The organism is Pelotomaculum propionicicum (assembly GCF_004369225.1).
Lineage (GTDB): Bacteria > Bacillota > Desulfotomaculia > Desulfotomaculales > Pelotomaculaceae > Pelotomaculum_B > Pelotomaculum_B propionicicum.
Genome location: NZ_QFFZ01000009.1, coordinates 70,742 through 87,989 on the forward strand (window position 1 = coordinate 70,742; position 17,248 = coordinate 87,989).

The following is a 17,248-nucleotide window of genomic DNA, read 5'->3' on the forward strand; positions in this document are numbered from 1 at the left end:
TGCTCAAGTTGAAAAACCTGTATGTGATGGGAACACCGGGCAGCGGCAAAACCAGTGCCGGACTGGGCCTGGCTCTAAAGTTCCGCCAGGAGGGCCTGCGGGTAGCCTACTTCAAGCCGGTTGGCAGCCCTGCCGCCGCGGCATCCCGTGAAGACGAAGACGCTGTGCTGATGAAACAGGTGCTGCGCATGGAACAGCCCCTGGAAAATATCGTGCCCTACATGGCCGGTCCAAACTACCTGTCAGGCCGCCACAACTCTTGTGAATCAATGAAGACCATCCGGGCGGCTTACGAGAGTGTGGTCTCCGGCAACGACATGGTGATCATCGGGGGCGCCGGTTTCCCGCACATCATGGGCTGCCTGGGTCTTGACGCCGCGAGCCTGGCTCAGGAACTTACGGCCGTTCCGGTATTTGTGATCAGGATAGAAAACGACTACAGCCTCGACCACGCCATTTTCATCAACAGCTACATGCAGTGCAAGGGGGTGCCGGTATACGGGAATATCTTTCACAACGTGCCGCGGCCCCTGCAGGCCAAGACACAGGGAATTTACCGCCCGGTGCTGGAGGAGTTCGGCTACCGCACTCTGGGTGTGGTGCCCAGCCAACCGGAAATAACCTCACCGTCGGTAAAGGAATATTACGATGTTCTGGGTGGAGAAGTCCTGGCCGGCGGAGATAAAATGGACCGTATTGTAGAAGACATTGTCATTGGCGCTATGACTGCGGAAAGCGCTTTAGGCTACCTGAGGCGGGCTGCCAACAAAGCGGTAATTACCGGGGGAGATCGCTCCGCGGTAGCTCTGGCGGCGCTGGAAACAAATACATCGGCGCTCATCCTGACAGGAGGACTTTACCCCGATGTTAAGGTCGTCGCGCGTGCCGAGCAAAAGGGTGTGCCGCTTATTCTGGTTCATCTCGACACTTATACCACTATTGAAAAAATGTCTGAAGTAACAAGAAGGATCAGGGCTGATGACGAAAAGGCGGTAAACATGGCTTTGGCAAACACGGAAAAACATATTGACTGGCGAGGTATCTTAAAAGCCCTGCAGTAGTTTTTCCATGCTTATTTCATCAGCCTCAGTTCAGAGCGCCCCTGCTCGATCTGGCTGATAATCTTGCCCAGGCTGTCTTGGAGATTACTTAAAATATCATCCGCATATCCCTTGGCGCCTTCACGCATTTCTCTGGCTACGGATTCAGCCTTGGCGACTATTTCTTCTGCTACGATTTTGGCCTGGCGAGCTACTTCACTATCGTCAGCCTTTCTCTCAACCTGCTTCTGGACATCGTCCAAAATGCGCATGGCCTCTTTTTGTGAATCGCCCAGGACTTTCTCCCGCTCCTGAATGATCCACTTGGCCTGGCGAATTTCTTCCGGCATGGTTGTCCTGATGCGGTCCAAAAGGTCAAGCAGGCGCTCCTCTTCCACCATCACCTTCCTGGTAAAAGGAACTTTTGAGCTGGTTTCAATTAATTCTTCCAATTCGTTAAGAGCGCTTAAAAGATCCACTTTGTTATCTTTCCCCCCTCAAATTTTAAGACTGGTTTTAAACTTATCTTTCAGCCTTTGTTCAACCTGGTGCGGCACCAGGCCCCTTACCGAACCACCAAAGGCCGCTACCTCTTTTACCGTAGTGGAATTAATAAACGAATACTCTGCTTTGGTCATCAAAAAAATGGTTTCTATATGGCAGGCAATTTTTTTATTGGTAAGAGCCATGCGAAACTCATTCTCAAAATCTGAAATGACCCTGAGCCCCCGTACAACAGCAATAGCTTTGTTTTTAATAGCATAATTGACAGTCAGGCCGTCAAAGGTATCTATTTCAACATTGTGATAGGGCTCAAGTACCTCTTTCAGCATTTCCACGCGTTCCTCTATTGTAAAAAGAGGGTTTTTAATCGGGTTCCGGGAAACTGTCACGATCAGCTTGTTAAAAAGCAAAGAGGCCCTTCCGATGATGTCTAAATGACCCAGTGTAACCGGATCAAAACTTCCCGGACAAATTGCAGTTCGCAAATTAGTTTTTCACCCCCGTGCTACCGTTAATTTGATAAAAAGAAAGCAATGTATCTCCGTACTTTTCCTGCCGGGACATTTCCAGATTCGCTACCCGCCCGGGCAGGACACATTTTTTGCTGCTTTCAACAATGACTCTCCCTTCAGTCTTGAGCAGGGAGTTGGCGGCCACAGCCGCCAGGGTGCTTGTCTCAAAATCCTTTAAATATGGCGGGTCTAAAAAAATCAAATCAAACTTCAGGCCTTCCCTGCCCAGAGCATTAAGGGCAGGCGGCAGGGCCTGGCAGATCAGCCGGGCTTTTTCCGTGAAGCCGGTGCTCTTTAAGTTTTCCCTGATTACCTGGATATTCCTGCTGTTGTTTTCTATAAAAACCACGCTGGAGGCGCCCCTGCTCAGCGCTTCTATGCCGATGCTGCCGGTTCCCGCAAATAGATCAAGAAAAAAACAGCCTGGGATACGGCTTCCTGTTATGTTAAAAAGAGCTTCTTTTACCCTGTCAGATGTGGGCCTTACCGCCATCCCACGGGGGGATTTCAGCCTGCGCTTCTTGGCAGAACCGGAAATAACACGTAAAATGTAAAATCCCTTCCTTTAATCAGTTATTATAGCATATTTAATTTATAAAATCGATTTTTTTCGTAATTTTACGAATTACATGATTTTTTTACTGCATAACACCACTTTAATAGGATACCCTACTACTGGTTGAAATAAATTGGAGGTGTTTTTTTGAATCTCGACTTTTTCAAGAATAACAATATCAGTGTTGACCTGGCAATCGAAGCGCACGACATTGTCAGGGGCCAACTGGAGACGGAAATTCCGGGAGCGGTGGTTGACCGGCATAATTACGAAAACGCCACCGTAACCGTAGTCAAAATAGTTGAACCCCAGGCGGCGCAGATGATGGGCAAGCCGATAGGCACCTATATAACAATCGATGCCCCCGCAATCAGGGACAACAACCGTGTGGCCCAGAAAGAAGTGGCAGAGATTCTTGCCGCGCAGCTGTCATCACTCTTTAACCTGCCGGAAAATGCCAACGTGCTGCTGGTCGGCCTGGGCAACTGGCAGGCCACGCCCGACTCTTTGGGACCAAGGGTGGTAGACCAGACCATAGTTACACGGCACCTGTATAAATACGCGCCCGAGGAATTACAGGGAGGCATGCGTTCAGTAAGTGCCCTGGCGCCAGGCGTCCTGGGCATTACCGGCATAGAGACGGCAGAAATAATCAAGGGCGTGGTGGAAAAAATTCAACCGGACCTGATTGTCGCCATTGATGCCCTGGCAGCGGGTAGTGTGGAACGGATCGGCAGCACCATTCAGCTTGCTGATACGGGAGTAAGCCCCGGTTCGGGTATAGGCAACAAGCGCACCGGCATCAACAAAGAAACGATGGGTGTGAAAACTATCGCCATTGGTGTGCCCACAGTTGTCCACGCGGCGGTAATAGCCCAGGTAACCTCAGAGCATTTTCTGGAGAAGCTCCAGCAAAACCCGATGTTTTCACAGATATACAATAATCTTAGCCCCGATTACGCCCAGGATGTGATTAACAGTGTCCTGGCGCCTTTCGCCGGGAACCTGATGGTAACCCCCAAAGAGATCGACGATCTGATTCTAAGCACCTCAAAAATTATTGCCGGCGGGGTTTCCATGGCCCTGCACCCTGCCATCAATGCTGAACAATACAGTATGTATTTGAATTAAAAAGCAGCAAGCGGATGTTTTTTTTCGCTTGCTGCCTGTCTTACTGATTTGTGGAGAGTGGGTTGACAAGTTTTTTATTTTGGGATGATTTGATTCGTTTTAGTTCTACTACCCGGTTCTTTCTGAGTCTAGTATTAACTCAACCCTGTTTCGTTATGCCTGGAACTTGTTCCCTTACTAACTTATGACTTTTGATACCAGTTTTGATTTGCGTTTGGGTTGGCAAACCCCTTTTTCCGCCTGTTAGCCGGGTCCTTAAAATCAACGGCTATTTCACGTCCAACCTCATTTGCAAAATCACGGACCTTATTATTCATTTGGAAATTTCCCGCGTTGGTCCTTTTCCTATGAGCCATAAAAACACCTCCATGTTTATTTTAATATAGTATTAATCAAAATAACCTATATATACTGATAAAATGTTTCTTTAAAATCCATATAAAAAAAGAAAAACTTGATAATAAATCAAAAAAATGCGCACTTGAAATGACAAGTCAGCGCAGTTTGTTGATAGAGCCGTCGATAGTGTTGAAACCCGCTGTAGGGTGTAAGTCGTAGGCCGTAGGAATATTCTGCATTCCTCTTTGGATTCTGTCGTGGGGCGTAGGCCGTAGATATTTCCTGTATTACTAACAAGTTAAACCCAAATATTTATAAGAATTACATGCATACCTACGACATACGGCTTACGGCCTACGACATTTATTAGCCTACTCCAATAAAATTCCCGGCGGCGCCGAACCTTTCTTTCATCTCGCTGAGCAGCGCCTGGCTTTCGGCTTTCTTTAAAAGCGGGTCTTGTTTGACCCAGTTCAGGGCTTCCTCCCGTGCGGTCTCCAAGACCCGCCAGTCGCGCAGCAGGTCGGCTGCTTTAAATTCAGGCAGGCCGGACTGGCGCGTGCCGCAGAATTCACCCGGACCGCGCAGGCGCAGGTCTTCTTCGGCCAGGGCGAAGCCGTCTGTGGTTGTGGTCATCGCCTTCAGCCTGGCGCGGCCTTCTTCGGTTTTGGGGCTGGCGAGCAAAATGCAGTATGACTGGTGGCTGCCGCGTCCCACCCGGCCTCTGAGCTGGTGCAGTTGGGCCAGTCCGAAGCGGTCGGCGTCCAGGATCAGCATAACTGTAGCATTGGGAACATCCACTCCCACCTCGATAACCGTGGTTGAAACCAGGACCTTAATCTCCCCCCGCCGGAAAGAGGCCATTATCTCGTCTTTTTCTTCCGCTTTCATGCGGCCGTGCAGCAGCCCCACCCGCAGTTCTTTCAATTCGGTCCTGGCGAGGTTTTCAGCCAGGTCTACCGCTGCCTGCAAATCAATTTTTTCCGACTCTTCCACCAAGGGACATACTATATATGCCTGCCGGCCAAGGGCGGCCTGCTCCCTGATCAGGTTGAAGGCTTTGGGCAGGGCACTGGGTAAAACCGCGAATGTTTTGACCGGGCGCCTGCCGGGCGGCAGCTCGCCTATCACTGAAATATCCAGGTCCCCGTAGAGGGTCAGGGCCAGGGTGCGGGGGATCGGTGTCGCGGTCATCACCAGGGTGTCAGGATAATGCCCTTTATGCTCAAGCGTCGCCCTCTGACGCACACCGAACCGGTGCTGTTCGTCAACCACCGCCAGGCCAAGTTTTTGAAAATCAACATCTTCCTGGATCAGGGCGTGGGTGCCGATCAACACCTGCAATTCACCCTCCCGGACTCTTCGCAGGAGCTCATCCCTGTCCTTTTTTTTAGTGCCCCCGGTCAGCAGGCCAATTTGCACTCCGATGGATTCCAGGGCGTCTTTCATACCCAGGTAATGCTGCTCTGCCAGTATTTCAGTTGGGGCCATCAAGGCGCCCTGCAGCCCGCTTTCCACAGCCCTGAGCAGCGCCAGGGCCGATATTACCGTTTTGCCGGCGCCCACGTCCCCCTGCAGCAGGCGGTTCATTGGCGCCGGCGCCTCCAGGTCACCCGATATTTCCTCCCATACTTTTAATTGACCGGCGGTTAGCTGGTAGGGCAGGTTTTTCTTAAATAGTTTCAACAGCTTGCCTTCAGGCAGGTAGCGGTGGCTTTTCCTCCTGCCGGCAATATGCCTGCGCCGCACCGCCAAGGCCAGTTGAAAAAGAAACAGCTCCTCAAAAACAAAACGCCGCCTGGCAGACTCAGCGCCGCTTAACCCGACAGGAAAATGAATGTCTGAAACAGCCTCCGCAAAACCGGGCAGGGCAAATTTCCTGATAATTTCTCCAGGCAGAAATTCACCGGAGGAGCCGATACCGTCCAGCGCCGTTTTTACCATTAAGCGGAGCAGGCGCTGGTTTAACTGGGCCGATAAAGGATAGACCGGGACCAGGCGCCCGGCACTGAGGCTGTCCTGACCGTCATCCACCTCATATTCTTCCACTATTACCTGGGTTGCGCCAAAACCTTTTTCCACCTTGCCGGTTATAAAAACACTTGTACCCCGCGGGAGATTCTTCTTGATAAAAGGCTGGTTAAACCAGACGGCATAAAAAATACCGACTCCGTCATGCACAGCCAGTTTAGTAACAGTCAAACCGCGTTTCGGTTTTAAATCCTGGGCGGTGAGGACAGTCCCGCGCACGGTGACAGATTCCCCGTGCGCGCAGGCGCCCGCCGGGCGCAGCCGGGTCCGGTCCTCATAACGCCTGGGAAAATGATACAACAGGTCTTTGATTGTGAATATACCCAGCTTCTGCAGGGTCACGGCCCGCCGCGGCCCCACCATTTTAATGCCCTGCACTGGTCTCAGCAAAAAATTGTCCGCCATAAAAAACCTCTCAAACAGCCCGACATAGAATCCGCCCTTGCAGCCGAAAAAATTTTTTGGTAGAATGAAGGAGTGGTTTCAAAGGAGGTGTTTTCATGGCCAGAAATTGCAGCGTATGCGGCAAGGGCATCGTCGTCGGTATTAAGCTCAGTCACTCACATATCCGCACTAAAAGGACCTGGTCCCCGAACCTGCAGCGGGTCAAAGCTATCGTTGACGGCACCCCCAAAAGAGTGCTGGTTTGCACCCGCTGTCTGAGAAGCGGCAAGGTCCAGCGTGCCATATAAGCAGATTGTTAAAAAGCGGCGCATGCCGTTTTTTATTTTTTACCGGTCATTCATATTCTTCATCAAATTTGCCATTTCAATCGCGGTTACAGCCGCATCCCATCCTTTATTGCCGGCTTTGGTGCCAGCCCTCTCGATAGCCTGCTCGATGGTGTCGGCGGTAATAACACCGAATATGGCGGGCACACCGCTTTCCAGCCCGACCTTGGCCACACCCTTGGCCACCTCGCCGGCCACATAGTCAAAATGCGGGGTCGCGCCGCGAATAACCGCTCCCAGGCAGATAACCGCGTCATATTTCTTCATAGAAGCCATTTTACGGGCGACAAAAGGTATTTCAAACGCACCCGGCACCCAGGCCACCTCGATATCCTGGTCCTGCACACCGTGCCGGTTAAGGGCGTCAAGAGCGCCGCTGATCAGCTTGTTGGTGATAAACTCGTTAAAACGTCCCGCTACCAGCCCGAATTTAAGTCCCTGTCCCAGTAAATGTCCTTCATAAAGTTTTGGCATCATTAATCTCCCTTCACATTCCTTATTCTGTATTCCTTCTTGGTCTGTCGTAGGTCGTAGGCCATAGGTATATTCTGTATTCCTCTTGGGTTTTTGTTGTAGGCTGTAGGGCGTAGGCCGTAGGTATATCCTGCATTCCTTTTGGGTCTTTGGCTTATGAAGCTTTCTTGCACACCTACGCCTTACGCCCTACGCCTTACGACTATTTCTTGCTTATAGTCTTCCTGGGATGAGACAAGCGAACCGTCCCCTTGTCTCACCCATGCATTCCTACGCCATACGTCTTACGGCCTACGACATTTATGCTTACGCCTTACGTCCTATAGCTTACGACATGTTTACTTAGCGTTCGCTGATGTTGAGCAGGTGGCCCAGTTTTTTCTGTTTGGTGGCAAGGTAAAAACGGTTGTTCTTGCCGGGACGGATTACGATCGGCACCCGCTGTACTACCTCCAGGCCATGGCCTTCCAGGCCGGCGATTTTACGCGGGTTATTGGTGATCAGCTTTATTTTTTTAAGCCCCAGGTCGGACAGGATCTGCGCCCCAAGACCGTAGTCTCTGAGGTCGGCCGGAAAACCAAGTGCCAGGTTGGCTTCCACTGTATCCTTGCCCTGATCCTGCAGGTTATAGGCCCGTATTTTGTTCAACAGCCCGATGCCGCGTCCTTCCTGGCGCATGTACAAGAGTACACCCGTGCCCTCCTCCGCAATCATTTCCATGGCCCGCGCCAACTGGTCGCCGCAGTCGCAGCGTATTGAGCCGAAGACATCCCCCGTCAGGCACTCTGAGTGCACCCGTACCAGAGGGGCTTCCACCTTTTCCAGGTCACCCATAACCAGGGCGATATGCCCCTTGCCGTCCAGGACGCTCTCATAAGCAACAGCGTTAAACTCGCCGTACGTGGTCGGCAGTTTCGCCGCGTCAACCCTGCGCACCAGGCGCTCAGTACGGCGCCTGTACTGGATCAGGTCGGCTATGGTGATGATTTTCAAATTATGAGTTTTGACAAACTCCATCAGTTCGGGCACCCTGGCCATAGTCCCGTCTTCCTTCATGATTTCACAGCAAATACCGGCCGGGTACAGTCCCGCCAGCCTGGCCAGGTCAACGGTTGCCTCGGTATGCCCCGTCCGCCTCAGCACACCGCCTTCCTTGGCGCGCAGCGGGAAAATATGACCGGGGCGGCGCAGGTCCGCCGGCTTGGTGTCAGGATCGAGAACGGCCTTGACAGTCATGGCCCTTTCGTGTGCGGAAATACCGGTCGTGCATGACGCGGCGTCGATGGAAACGGAAAAAGCGGTAGCGTGCGGGTCGGTATTGTTGGTTACCATGGCCGGCAATTCCAGTTCATCAAGCCGCTGCCCGGTAATCGGCAGGCAAATGAGGCCCCTGCCGTGGACAGCCATGAAGTTAATGGCTTCCGGGGTTACCTTTTCAGCGGCCATGATCAGGTCGCCTTCGTTTTCACGGTCTTCATCGTCTACCGCGACAATGATCTTGCCCTGTCTGATGTCTTCAATAGCTTCTTCAATTTTGTTGAATTTCATTTAACTGCCCCCTTGTTTATCCCTCGACATTGATGATGTTTGGGTACCGGCTTTTTATTAGAGAAAGCCGTGTTCGGCTAAAAAGCTCATGCTCAGTTTTGACTTGCCGGTGCTGTTTTCCTGCAGGTTCAGCAACCTCTCCACGTACTTCCCAATCAGATCGCCTTCCAGGTTTACCGTGTCTCCCGGTTTTTTGAAGCCCAGGGTGGTCATATGGGCTGTGTGCGGGATCAGCGAGACCTGGAAGCTGTCGGGCCCTAAATCCGCCACAGTAAGGCTGGTCCCGTCTATTGCCACAGAGCCCTTCTTAATAATGTAACGCAAAACCTCGGCGGGAGCCTTTATCTCAATTAAGATGGCTATGTCATATTGCCGCCGCCCGGCTATTTTCCCCACCGCGTCGATATGTCCGCTGACCAGGTGTCCTCCCAGCCTGTCGCTCAGGCGCAGCGCCCTTTCCAGGTTCACCCTGTCACCTGTCCTCAAACCGCCCAGGTTGGATTTATCCAGTGTTTCGGCCATAACGTCGGCGGTAAAGCCGGTCGCGCCGAAATGAACGGCGGTGAGGCATACACCATTTACCATAATGCTGTCGCCCACCCTGCTGCCTTCCAGCACTTTTGACGCTTCAATAACAAGCTGGGCTGAATCCGCCCCGCGGCGGACAGCGGAGATAATTCCCAGTTCCTCTACTATTCCTGTAAACAACCATCTATCACCTCAATGCTTAAAATATCCTTCCAGCAGTATATCCGGCCCCAGGCGTCTCACCCGGACCCTCTCCAGCGCCGACGCCCCGGCGGGGTCGTCCGCGCCTGTACCCCCTACCGGGCCGGGCGCCGTGGCTCCGCCAATAATCTTAGGAGCGATAAACCAGGCCACTTTGTCAACAAGCCCGGCGCTGATCGCAGAGCCGTGCACACCCGCCCCACCTTCTATTAAAACGGAGGTAATCCCCCTTGAGCCCAGAATTCTCAACAGCTCAGCCAGGTCAACCCGCGGCCCTTCATTGACCACCAGCACCACCGCGCCTGACTCGCGCAGCGTCTTGAGTCTCTCCGGCGGCGCCGCGGAAGTAACAGCTATAATAGTAGGAGCTTCGGACTGCTGGGTTAATACCCTGGCTTGCGGCGGAATACGCGCCCGGCTGTCCAGGATCACCCTGACCGGATCACGCCCCCCGCCGCCCGGCAGCCGGGTTGTGAGAGATGGGTCGTCGGCAAGTACCGTCCCGATGCCCACCAGTATCGCGTCATACCAGTCCCTGAGCCGGTGCCCGAAAGCCCGCGCCGCCGGGCCTGTGATCCACTTTGACTTGCCGGAACGGGTGGCAATTTTCCCGTCCAGGCTCATGGCTGCCTTGGCTACCACAAAAGGGCTGCCGGTTGTGATGTACTTAATAAACACCTCGTTCAGCCGGAGCGCTTCCTTCTCCATTACACCCAGCGTCACATCTATACCGGCCTCTCGCAGCCTTGCCAGCCCCTTGCCGGCAACCAGCGGGTTAGGATCGGCCATTGCGGCGACAACCCTGGCAATACCCGCGTTGATTACCGCCTCCGTGCACGGGCCGGTGCGCCCGTGGTGGCAGCACGGTTCCAAAGTCACATATAGTGTCGCTCCTTTTGCTTCCTGCCCCGCCTCGTTAAGCGCGTGAATCTCAGCGTGCGGTGTACCGGCCTTCAGATGATAACCCTGTCCGATTATTTTCCCTTCCCTGACCACCACGGCGCCGACCATGGGGTTGGGGCTGGTCCGTCCCCTGGCTCTGACGGCCAGTTCCAGAGCGGTTTTCATGAAGATCCTGTCCATTTATCAGCCTCATTTTGGTAGTCGGTAGTCGGCAAAAAACTTAAAAAGATTTCTTAGCCTACCTTTTTGGTAGTCGGTAGCCGGTTAAAAAACAAATTAAAACCCTGGGGCGTTAGACCTCAGGGTTTGAAAGCAACAAGAAAAAGACAGCCAGCCTTAAGAAAAGCGAACTTTTAAAAAGGCCAACACTCACCTTCTCCCATCCAGACTTTAACTGTCGGCCCCGGACTTTAACCGGATCTGCCCGTTAGGGCTCGCGGGCTCAGCTTATAAGGCTTTACCGCCGGTAGGGAATTACACCCGTCCCTGAAGGTTTAATATTTATTTTCCCGTATAAACTTATAAAGCTATTATATGACCCGATTTGCGATATGTCAATAATCGTGTCATATTAAAATGCGGCAACCAGGCCTGGCAATAACCAGTGCGCACCTATAACGCAAATATCCGACGTTATTATATTAAAGCAATTATCGTGCCAGCATATCAGCACTCCCGGAGAAGTGATTGAAAACAAAAATTACCCCGTGGAATGTGGATTTTTTAATGATTATGCAATCCAGAGAAAAATTTCATGCGATGAACATATGCATCAGTTGATTGGAATTTGCCTTCTTTTATGTAATAATACATCACTTTCATATTTGCAGATATACATCACCTGATGGATTATCGCATCAGTAAAAAATAGAAGGCTCGGTTAAACCGGCATTTTTGGGGGAGGGGAATAGGAACTAAAAATAGAAATTCTATAAGGGGGTGTATTTGGTTGCTTAAAGTAAAGGACTTAGATGAGGACAAAAAATTGCTGCTTCTCGATTTATATAAATTAACTGAAGAACGCATACATGAATCCTGCCTCGGATATTGCGCAGGATGCCCGTCTTACCGTCCATTGCCTCATGATGCAACAAAGACGGCAGTATCTTCTCTGGTAAAAGAAGGATACATTGTTTTAGACGATCAGAATCACTATAAGCTCAGCGAAGAAGGTGAGCAATATGTAAAAGAGTTTATTAAAAAAGACAATAAGAATTAGACGTATAGGTAAAAATTACGCCATCAGTAAAAATCCGGGAAACCTCTTTCAAAATTAGCGCTAACGGGTTAGCGGCAGATCGTTGACAAGACCTTTGGAAAAGAGAATCTGGTGCACCGAGAGCCCGCTGTAACGGAACGACGCGGCGCATGAGCGCAGGTACATCCGCCACATGCGGACAAAACTTTCACCGTATTTTTCAAGCACTATATGTACGTTTTTTTCAAACCCTTCCGCCCAGCGGTCTAAAGTCATGGCATAATGCATACGTAAGCACTCGATGTCAAGAAGGTGAAAATCATAGTCAGGCAGGAGCCAGATAACTTCCCGGAGTGAGGGAATGTAGCCGCCCGGGAATATGTATTTTTCGATCCAGGGGTTAACCGGGCCTTCGACAGGATGGGTTATGGTGTGTAGTAATGAAAGGCCGCCCTGTTCCAGCAGATCCCGCACAGCTTTCATGTAGACCGGCATGTTGTCCCTGCCCACGTGTTCGAACATACCAATGCTTATTATCTTGGAGAATTTACGTCCTGTTTTTAGTAACTCCCGGTAGTCCATCAGCAATACTTCTACTAAATTATCCAACTGCAGATCTGTAATCCGCTGCTTTGTCTTTTCGTATTGTTCTTTGCTTACGGTTATACCGGTAGCCTTTACCCCGTACCGCTGAGCGGCTTTGATGATCAGCCAGCCCCAGCCGCTGCCTATATCAAGAAGTGTTTCTCCTTTTTTCAAGTGTAATTTTTTCAGGCTGTGGTCGATTTTTTGCAGTTGGGCCTCTTCAAGTGAATCTGACGGGGATCTGAAATAAGCACAAGAGTAGCTCATAGTGGGATCAAGCCAGAGGGCGAAAAAATCATTGCTGATATCGTAGTGGTGCCGGACATCTTTTTTTTGTTTTTCGATTGAAACGTGGCGGAGCAGGGAAGCGACCCTTTGAACAGCCTTGCCGCCGGTATACTTCTCGATAAACTCCTTATTCAAGTGTATTAGCCTGATCACTTCGGCGATATCGCCTTCCAGTTCTATTAGACCGTCAACGTAGGCTTCGCCGAAAACCAGGGCCGGGTTTTTTACCAGCTTTCCGACAATTGATTTATCCCGAATTATCAGCTTGAAGAAAGGCTGACCTTCTCCATACTGTTCCTCGGACCCATCCCAGAAAACAACCGCAAAAGCACCTGTATTTATGTGACTGAATAATTGTTGCAGCAGTTTCTTTTCCAAATCATCCATCTCCGTTTCAAAGCGGTTAAAGATCTGACTCAGCGGCACTTTCATCTTTACGGATCTCCCTTCATGACGTGGCAACTTCGGCCTGCTGTTTGCTTTCACAGAGCAGGACGGTCACCTGTCCCAGGCGCGAGACTAATCCCGCTGTTTTTTAGCAGGTTCGGCCGCTCCCTAATTAAATTATTTAACTATTGTTGGTAAATTATTCATGAGGATTTATGATAATAGAAAATGTTTGCGTATTCAACTACTTTACGTAAAGCCTTGGCCTTTTGCTTGCTTTCAATGAGCATGTCAGCCTCACGTCCCCAGGCGCGAGAATAATCCCGCAGCTTCTTAGCAAGCTCCGACGCTCCCCCATTGGAGTTTATCTGTGTAGAGCGGGCTCCCGTTTCGGCGACAATCTCCGCCAGAGCCTCCGGATTGTCAATAATGGGACAGGGGCGAAGCATATTGCTGTTAAAAGGCTGCCTTTTTTGATAGGCCTGCATAAGCGGCGATTTCAGCGCCTCAAGCAGGGATATATTTTTGATATTATCTGTGGCGTAGTGAACAAACGCGCAGGGCTCCACTTCCCCGGCGGCGTTGATATGCAGGTAGCGGCGGCCACCGGCGATACACCCGTTTACAGCTTCTCCGTCATTCCAGAAATCAATAACAGCTATCGGCTTGGTCTTTCTGAAACGTTGCACCTGCCGGTACATAAAGGCGCGCTGCTCCGGAGTGGCCATCATATCAAGGTTTATATCCCTCCCGATGGGAATGTAAGTAAAATACCAGCCGAATGTGCATCCCATTTTGATCATCAGATCCCAAAATTCTTCACTGCCGACCTCTTCAGTATTGTAGCGGGTGTAAGTGGCGGAAAAACCAAATATCACTCCGGCCTTATGGAGGGTGTCCATCGCCTTCATTACACGGTCAAATACACCTTGTCCCCGCCTTTTATCGGTGTTTTCCCGGAACCCTTCCAGGCTGATGGCAAAAGCTATATTGCCAAGCCGGGCTACCTCTTCGGCAAAACGGTCGTCTATAAGGGTGCCGTTGGTATAGACATGAAAAACCATATCCGGATACCTGGCAGCCAGCCTAAGTATGACGTCCTTATTCATAAGCGGCTCTCCGCCTGAAATCACTATAAAATAGATGCCCAGTTCCCTGGCTTCGCCACAAATTCTTACGAAAGTTGTGTAATTCAACTCCTGCTCCTTGCTGTAATCGCCAGCCCAGCAACCCGTACAGCGCAGGTTGCACCTGGAAGTCTGGTCAACAAGCAGTGCAAACGGTATGTTGACACCTAGTTTCTCGCTCATCTCCCGTTGTTTTGGAACCCCCAAAAACCAGGCATTTAAAAACATGTTTGTAAACAGGCGTTCCCTGACCCTGGGGTGCGCTTCTCTAAAAAACCTCATAAACAATTGATACCAGTTGTTGTTCTTGTTCTGGAAAGCCTTTTCGGCATCACGAACCATCTCCCGGTATACCGGGTCGAAAGGGATCCTTGCAGCCAGGTTTAAAAGAGATTGAATACCTTTTTCAGGATTTTTGTTTGCATAATTAACTACCATTTTTAAAGTAGTTTCTCCAAGAACTTTTGTAGCCAGACTCATGACTTCTGCCTTCTTTCAGCTATTTAATAATAAAAATCAACCATATTAAACTGCGCACATTTCTTGAATTTTCTCCAGCTTAAATGACCGGTTTTTATTTTTTTCAATTAATCTCTCTTCTACCAGAGGTGGTACAAAGCAACTCAGTGAACCGCCAAAAGATGCCAATTCTTTTACCGTGCTTGAGCTTATGCAGGAATATTCAGCTTTAGTCATCAAAAATATCGTTTCAACAACACCTGTCAGCTTTTTATTTGTAAGTGCCATGCGAAACTCGTTTTCAAAGTCAGAGATCACCCGCAGCCCCCGCACGATATGTTTGGCCTTCTTTTGCAGCGCATAATCCACCGTCAAACCTTCAAATGAATCCACCTCAACATTGGGATATAGCGCAAGGACTTCCCTGAGCATCTCAACCCGCTCTTCTGTTGAAAAGAGTGGATTCTTCAACGGATTGCGGGAAACTGCCACAATTACACTGTCAAAGAGCAAAGAAGCCCTTTCAATAATATCTAAATGACCAAAGGTTACTGGATCAAAGCTTCCGGGGTAAATGGCACGCATGCTAGCTCACCTCCTGGTTTAAACTCAACTTTGCTTTTTTTTGCGTGCTGCCAAGTTCTTGCTCAAATCTCTTTACATATTTTCTAATTCTATCGAGGAATAGTTCAATATTGATCCAACCATGTTCCTCAATATACACGTAACCTGCACTTGAAGTTTTTCCGCTTTTCCCTTTTTTACACAAGACATAGCGCATAAAAATCACCTTTACTTATAAAAGATGTGGCACTAAAGCCGGAAGGCATGGAATGCCGGCTTTCAACCGGTATCCATGCCCCCTCCCCCAAAACCGATTGCGACTTTAACGCGTCCGTTTACAACGAACTGTAAAATCTCTTTGAGATACTCCCTGTTTCTTTATATCTTTTTTCTTTTAGACTACCTTGCTCTTTTTTACATAAATACACACTATAACATTTAATTTTAAAAAAACAGCTTCACATCAGGCCTTCGTCTTCTGCAATTCTTTGGAGTCTTCTGTAAAGTACATGGCTATTGCTCCGATAACAAGCGCGATTATACAAATCCAAAAAGCTCTCTGGTAAGCTTCAACCGGAAACTTGCCGCCGACCTTGCCGTAGGCGTCAAGTACACGGCCCATAATAGTCTGGAAAAATGCTCCCCCAACGAAATACCAGATGTTTACCATACCGTTTGCTGTTGCAATAAAGCTGTGCGGCTGCCCCTCGGATACATGAGCGTAGTTGGGCACGTAACTGCCGCAGAAAAAGCCCATGATGAACAGCAAGGGGTAGAAAGCTCCTACAGGAATATGACCAGTCGCTAAAACCACAGGCAGCCAGACGATGATGTAGATTATCATGCCATAGAGAGACGCTTTCCGCCTCGACTTCAGCACCCGGTCTGAAGTCAAACCTATGGTGAAGCAGCCTATAGCCATACCTATCGGCCACATCATCAGCATGTTGGCGGCCGCTTGTTTAGTGAGACCGTAGATATCCTGCGCGTAGGGCACAAACCAGAGTCCCTGGAATCCCATGACCGTACCGTAAATCATAAACGCATAGACAGCTATCAGCCAGTAGTTCTTCATTCTGAACAGTTTGCCGCAGTTTTGCAGGAAGGTCGCATTGTGCGAGCCGTCTGCCGATGTGTAGTAATTCACACCATCAATTTCCGAAACGGTCGGCAGTCCCATGTCTTGCGGCTTGTTCCTGAGCAGGATAAAGTTCAGTATGGCCACTATTACCAAGCCGGCGCCGACCCAATAAAACGCGGCTCTCCAACCCATTGCGCCCACTATTAACGCCAGCGGGGCGGAAGCGATAATAGCGCCGACGTTACCCAGAGTGAGCATGGTACCCGTCAGCGTGGCAAACTCTTTAGGTCGGAACCAGTTGGCCAGGATCCTCATGCAAGGTATCCACACGACCGCCACGCCGACACCCATCAGGAAGCGGCCAAAAATGATTATGCCGAAACTTTTCGCAAGACCAAACATTATGGTCCCGATAGCTGCGATAAGGAAGAAAGTACCCACCGAAAATCTCGGCCCCAGGTAGTCTGACAGTACACCTGACGGTATCTGCATAGCCGCGTAGGGATAAAAATACATGGACGACAGAACCCCCAGCGCTGTTGCTGTCAGGCCGAATTCCTTCATCAGCTCCGGCGCGACAACAGCGGGACAAACACGGTCGAAATATACAAAAACGTAAGTAAACAATAAAATACCATAACAAACCCAACGATAACTGAGCATTTTCCTTGCTTTGTCGGACAATTGCGCTTTTGTGCCTAATTCGGCTGCCGCTTGATTCATAGCAATCCTCCTTGTATTCTTTAATATCATACCTTCACTATTAAGTTTTTATAAAAATAACGACTTTGTAACTACCCTCCTTCCCTGAAAATCGACTTTTTAAATAACTGCTCCTGAAATGAGCATTTACTCCACATACAGTAATTACAAGATAAAGAACTGCAAGGACAGCAAACATCCTACAATGGTTTAACCATACCTGAAACTAACCCCAAACCCGCCCCTGGGATACTGCCAGCTGATCGCCCCCTCCTTCGGGCAAATAATCCTGCAGGTGCCGCATTCCAGGCAGCCCGCGTAGTCAAAGGACAGCTCACCGTCCTCCTTCAGCGTGTACA

Annotated in this window: 18 protein-coding genes and 1 riboswitch; of the genes, 4 read left to right on the top strand and 14 right to left on the bottom strand. The window is 50.0% G+C overall.

From position 1 onward, the window contains the following. The first annotated feature begins 8 nt into the window (after window positions 1-8). On the top strand, window positions 9-1,061 hold the full coding sequence (locus Pmgp_RS06245; RefSeq protein ID WP_134213112.1) for a phosphotransacetylase family protein: 1,053 nt from the start codon (window positions 9-11) through the stop codon (window positions 1,059-1,061). Between the two features lie 11 nt (window positions 1,062-1,072). Here the strand turns inward: Pmgp_RS06245 and Pmgp_RS06250 are convergent, their stop codons facing one another. Genes Pmgp_RS06250 through rsmD form a run of 3 tightly spaced genes read right to left on the bottom strand, consistent with a single transcriptional unit; the run spans window position 1,073 to window position 2,606 of the window. Next, entirely contained in the window at window positions 1,073-1,519 is a 447-nt protein-coding gene (locus Pmgp_RS06250; protein ID WP_134213113.1) for an ATPase, read from the bottom strand. Between the two features lie 18 nt (window positions 1,520-1,537). After that, window positions 1,538-2,029 (bottom strand): pantetheine-phosphate adenylyltransferase, encoded by a 492-nt coding sequence (gene coaD, locus Pmgp_RS06255; protein WP_134213114.1) that lies wholly within the window; start codon window positions 2,027-2,029, stop codon window positions 1,538-1,540. Window position 2,030: 1 nt separating this feature from the next. Further along, window positions 2,031-2,606, bottom strand: coding sequence for a 16S rRNA (guanine(966)-N(2))-methyltransferase RsmD (gene rsmD / locus Pmgp_RS06260; protein ID WP_134213115.1), 576 nt, complete (start codon window positions 2,604-2,606; stop codon window positions 2,031-2,033). 153 nt (window positions 2,607-2,759) lie between these two features. Here rsmD and gpr point away from each other — a divergent pair, with 153 nt between their 5' ends. Further along, window positions 2,760-3,743, top strand: coding sequence for a GPR endopeptidase (gene gpr / locus Pmgp_RS06265; RefSeq protein WP_134213116.1), 984 nt, complete (start codon window positions 2,760-2,762; stop codon window positions 3,741-3,743). Between the two features lie 182 nt (window positions 3,744-3,925). Here gpr and Pmgp_RS19675 read toward each other — a convergent pair whose 3' ends face one another. Continuing rightward, on the bottom strand, window positions 3,926-4,099 hold the full coding sequence (locus Pmgp_RS19675; RefSeq protein ID WP_192902813.1) for a hypothetical protein: 174 nt from the start codon (window positions 4,097-4,099) through the stop codon (window positions 3,926-3,928). A 349-nt stretch (window positions 4,100-4,448) separates the two neighbouring features. Next, window positions 4,449-6,518, bottom strand: coding sequence for an ATP-dependent DNA helicase RecG (gene recG / locus Pmgp_RS06270; RefSeq protein ID WP_134213117.1), 2,070 nt, complete (start codon window positions 6,516-6,518; stop codon window positions 4,449-4,451). Between the two features lie 95 nt (window positions 6,519-6,613). Here recG and rpmB point away from each other — a divergent pair, with 95 nt between their 5' ends. Further along, window positions 6,614-6,805, top strand: coding sequence for a 50S ribosomal protein L28 (rpmB, locus tag Pmgp_RS06275; protein ID WP_134213118.1), 192 nt, complete (start codon window positions 6,614-6,616; stop codon window positions 6,803-6,805). A gap of 39 nt (window positions 6,806-6,844) precedes the next feature. Here rpmB and ribH read toward each other — a convergent pair whose 3' ends face one another. From ribH to ribD, 4 genes are all read right to left on the bottom strand, one after another. Continuing rightward, complete coding sequence (gene ribH / locus Pmgp_RS06280) at window positions 6,845-7,318, bottom strand: 6,7-dimethyl-8-ribityllumazine synthase (protein ID WP_134213136.1); 474 nt, start codon at window positions 7,316-7,318, stop codon at window positions 6,845-6,847. Window positions 7,319-7,660: 342 nt separating this feature from the next. Further along, window positions 7,661-8,866 carry a bifunctional 3,4-dihydroxy-2-butanone-4-phosphate synthase/GTP cyclohydrolase II gene (locus tag Pmgp_RS06285; RefSeq protein WP_134213119.1) on the bottom strand — a complete coding sequence of 402 codons (1,206 nt, stop codon included), beginning with the start codon at window positions 8,864-8,866 and terminating at the stop codon, window positions 7,661-7,663. Between the two features lie 57 nt (window positions 8,867-8,923). Then, window positions 8,924-9,574 (bottom strand): riboflavin synthase, encoded by a 651-nt coding sequence (locus Pmgp_RS06290; protein WP_134213120.1) that lies wholly within the window; start codon window positions 9,572-9,574, stop codon window positions 8,924-8,926. Window positions 9,575-9,586: 12 nt separating this feature from the next. After that, window positions 9,587-10,678: a bifunctional diaminohydroxyphosphoribosylaminopyrimidine deaminase/5-amino-6-(5-phosphoribosylamino)uracil reductase RibD gene (gene ribD, locus Pmgp_RS06295; RefSeq protein WP_134213121.1), complete on the bottom strand. Its 1,092-nt coding sequence runs from the start codon at window positions 10,676-10,678 to the stop codon at window positions 9,587-9,589. Window positions 10,679-10,865: 187 nt separating this feature from the next. Continuing rightward, a riboswitch (FMN riboswitch) is annotated at window positions 10,866-10,996 on the bottom strand. 451 nt (window positions 10,997-11,447) lie between these two features. On the opposite strand from ribD, the gene Pmgp_RS06300 reads away from it, so the two are divergent. After that, a complete protein-coding gene (locus Pmgp_RS06300; protein ID WP_134213122.1) occupies window positions 11,448-11,717 on the top strand; it encodes a hypothetical protein in 270 nt (89 codons plus the stop codon). Window positions 11,718-11,777: 60 nt separating this feature from the next. On the opposite strand, the gene Pmgp_RS06305 is transcribed toward Pmgp_RS06300, so the two are convergent. The 5 genes from Pmgp_RS06305 to Pmgp_RS06325 all read right to left on the bottom strand — a co-directional run. Further along, window positions 11,778-12,947: a class I SAM-dependent methyltransferase gene (locus Pmgp_RS06305; RefSeq protein WP_427910015.1), complete on the bottom strand. Its 1,170-nt coding sequence runs from the start codon at window positions 12,945-12,947 to the stop codon at window positions 11,778-11,780. A 212-nt stretch (window positions 12,948-13,159) separates the two neighbouring features. Beyond that, complete coding sequence (locus Pmgp_RS06310) at window positions 13,160-14,563, bottom strand: radical SAM/SPASM domain-containing protein (RefSeq protein WP_134213123.1); 1,404 nt, start codon at window positions 14,561-14,563, stop codon at window positions 13,160-13,162. 45 nt (window positions 14,564-14,608) lie between these two features. Next, window positions 14,609-15,127 carry a pantetheine-phosphate adenylyltransferase gene (gene coaD / locus Pmgp_RS06315; protein ID WP_134213124.1) on the bottom strand — a complete coding sequence of 173 codons (519 nt, stop codon included), beginning with the start codon at window positions 15,125-15,127 and terminating at the stop codon, window positions 14,609-14,611. A 442-nt stretch (window positions 15,128-15,569) separates the two neighbouring features. Next, window positions 15,570-16,910 carry an MFS transporter gene (locus tag Pmgp_RS06320; protein ID WP_134213125.1) on the bottom strand — a complete coding sequence of 447 codons (1,341 nt, stop codon included), beginning with the start codon at window positions 16,908-16,910 and terminating at the stop codon, window positions 15,570-15,572. A gap of 189 nt (window positions 16,911-17,099) precedes the next feature. After that, window positions 17,100-17,248: ferredoxin family protein (locus Pmgp_RS06325; protein ID WP_192902814.1), on the bottom strand; the 149-nt coding region annotated here is incomplete at its 5' end.

Coding starts and splice junctions, on each gene's coding strand:
- Pmgp_RS19675 (WP_192902813.1), bottom strand. CDS start 4,099: ATGGCTCATAGGAAAAGGACCAACGCGGGAAATTTCCAAATGAATAAT.
- recG (WP_134213117.1), bottom strand. CDS start 6,518: ATGGCGGACAATTTTTTGCTGAGACCAGTGCAGGGCATTAAAATGGTG.
- rpmB (WP_134213118.1), top strand. CDS start 6,614: ATGGCCAGAAATTGCAGCGTATGCGGCAAGGGCATCGTCGTCGGTATT.
- ribH (WP_134213136.1), bottom strand. CDS start 7,318: ATGCCAAAACTTTATGAAGGACATTTACTGGGACAGGGACTTAAATTC.
- Pmgp_RS06285 (WP_134213119.1), bottom strand. CDS start 8,866: ATGAAATTCAACAAAATTGAAGAAGCTATTGAAGACATCAGACAGGGC.
- ribD (WP_134213121.1), bottom strand. CDS start 10,678: ATGGACAGGATCTTCATGAAAACCGCTCTGGAACTGGCCGTCAGAGCC.
- Pmgp_RS06310 (WP_134213123.1), bottom strand. CDS start 14,563: ATGAGTCTGGCTACAAAAGTTCTTGGAGAAACTACTTTAAAAATGGTA.
- coaD (WP_134213124.1), bottom strand. CDS start 15,127: ATGCGTGCCATTTACCCCGGAAGCTTTGATCCAGTAACCTTTGGTCAT.
- Pmgp_RS06320 (WP_134213125.1), bottom strand. CDS start 16,910: ATGAATCAAGCGGCAGCCGAATTAGGCACAAAAGCGCAATTGTCCGAC.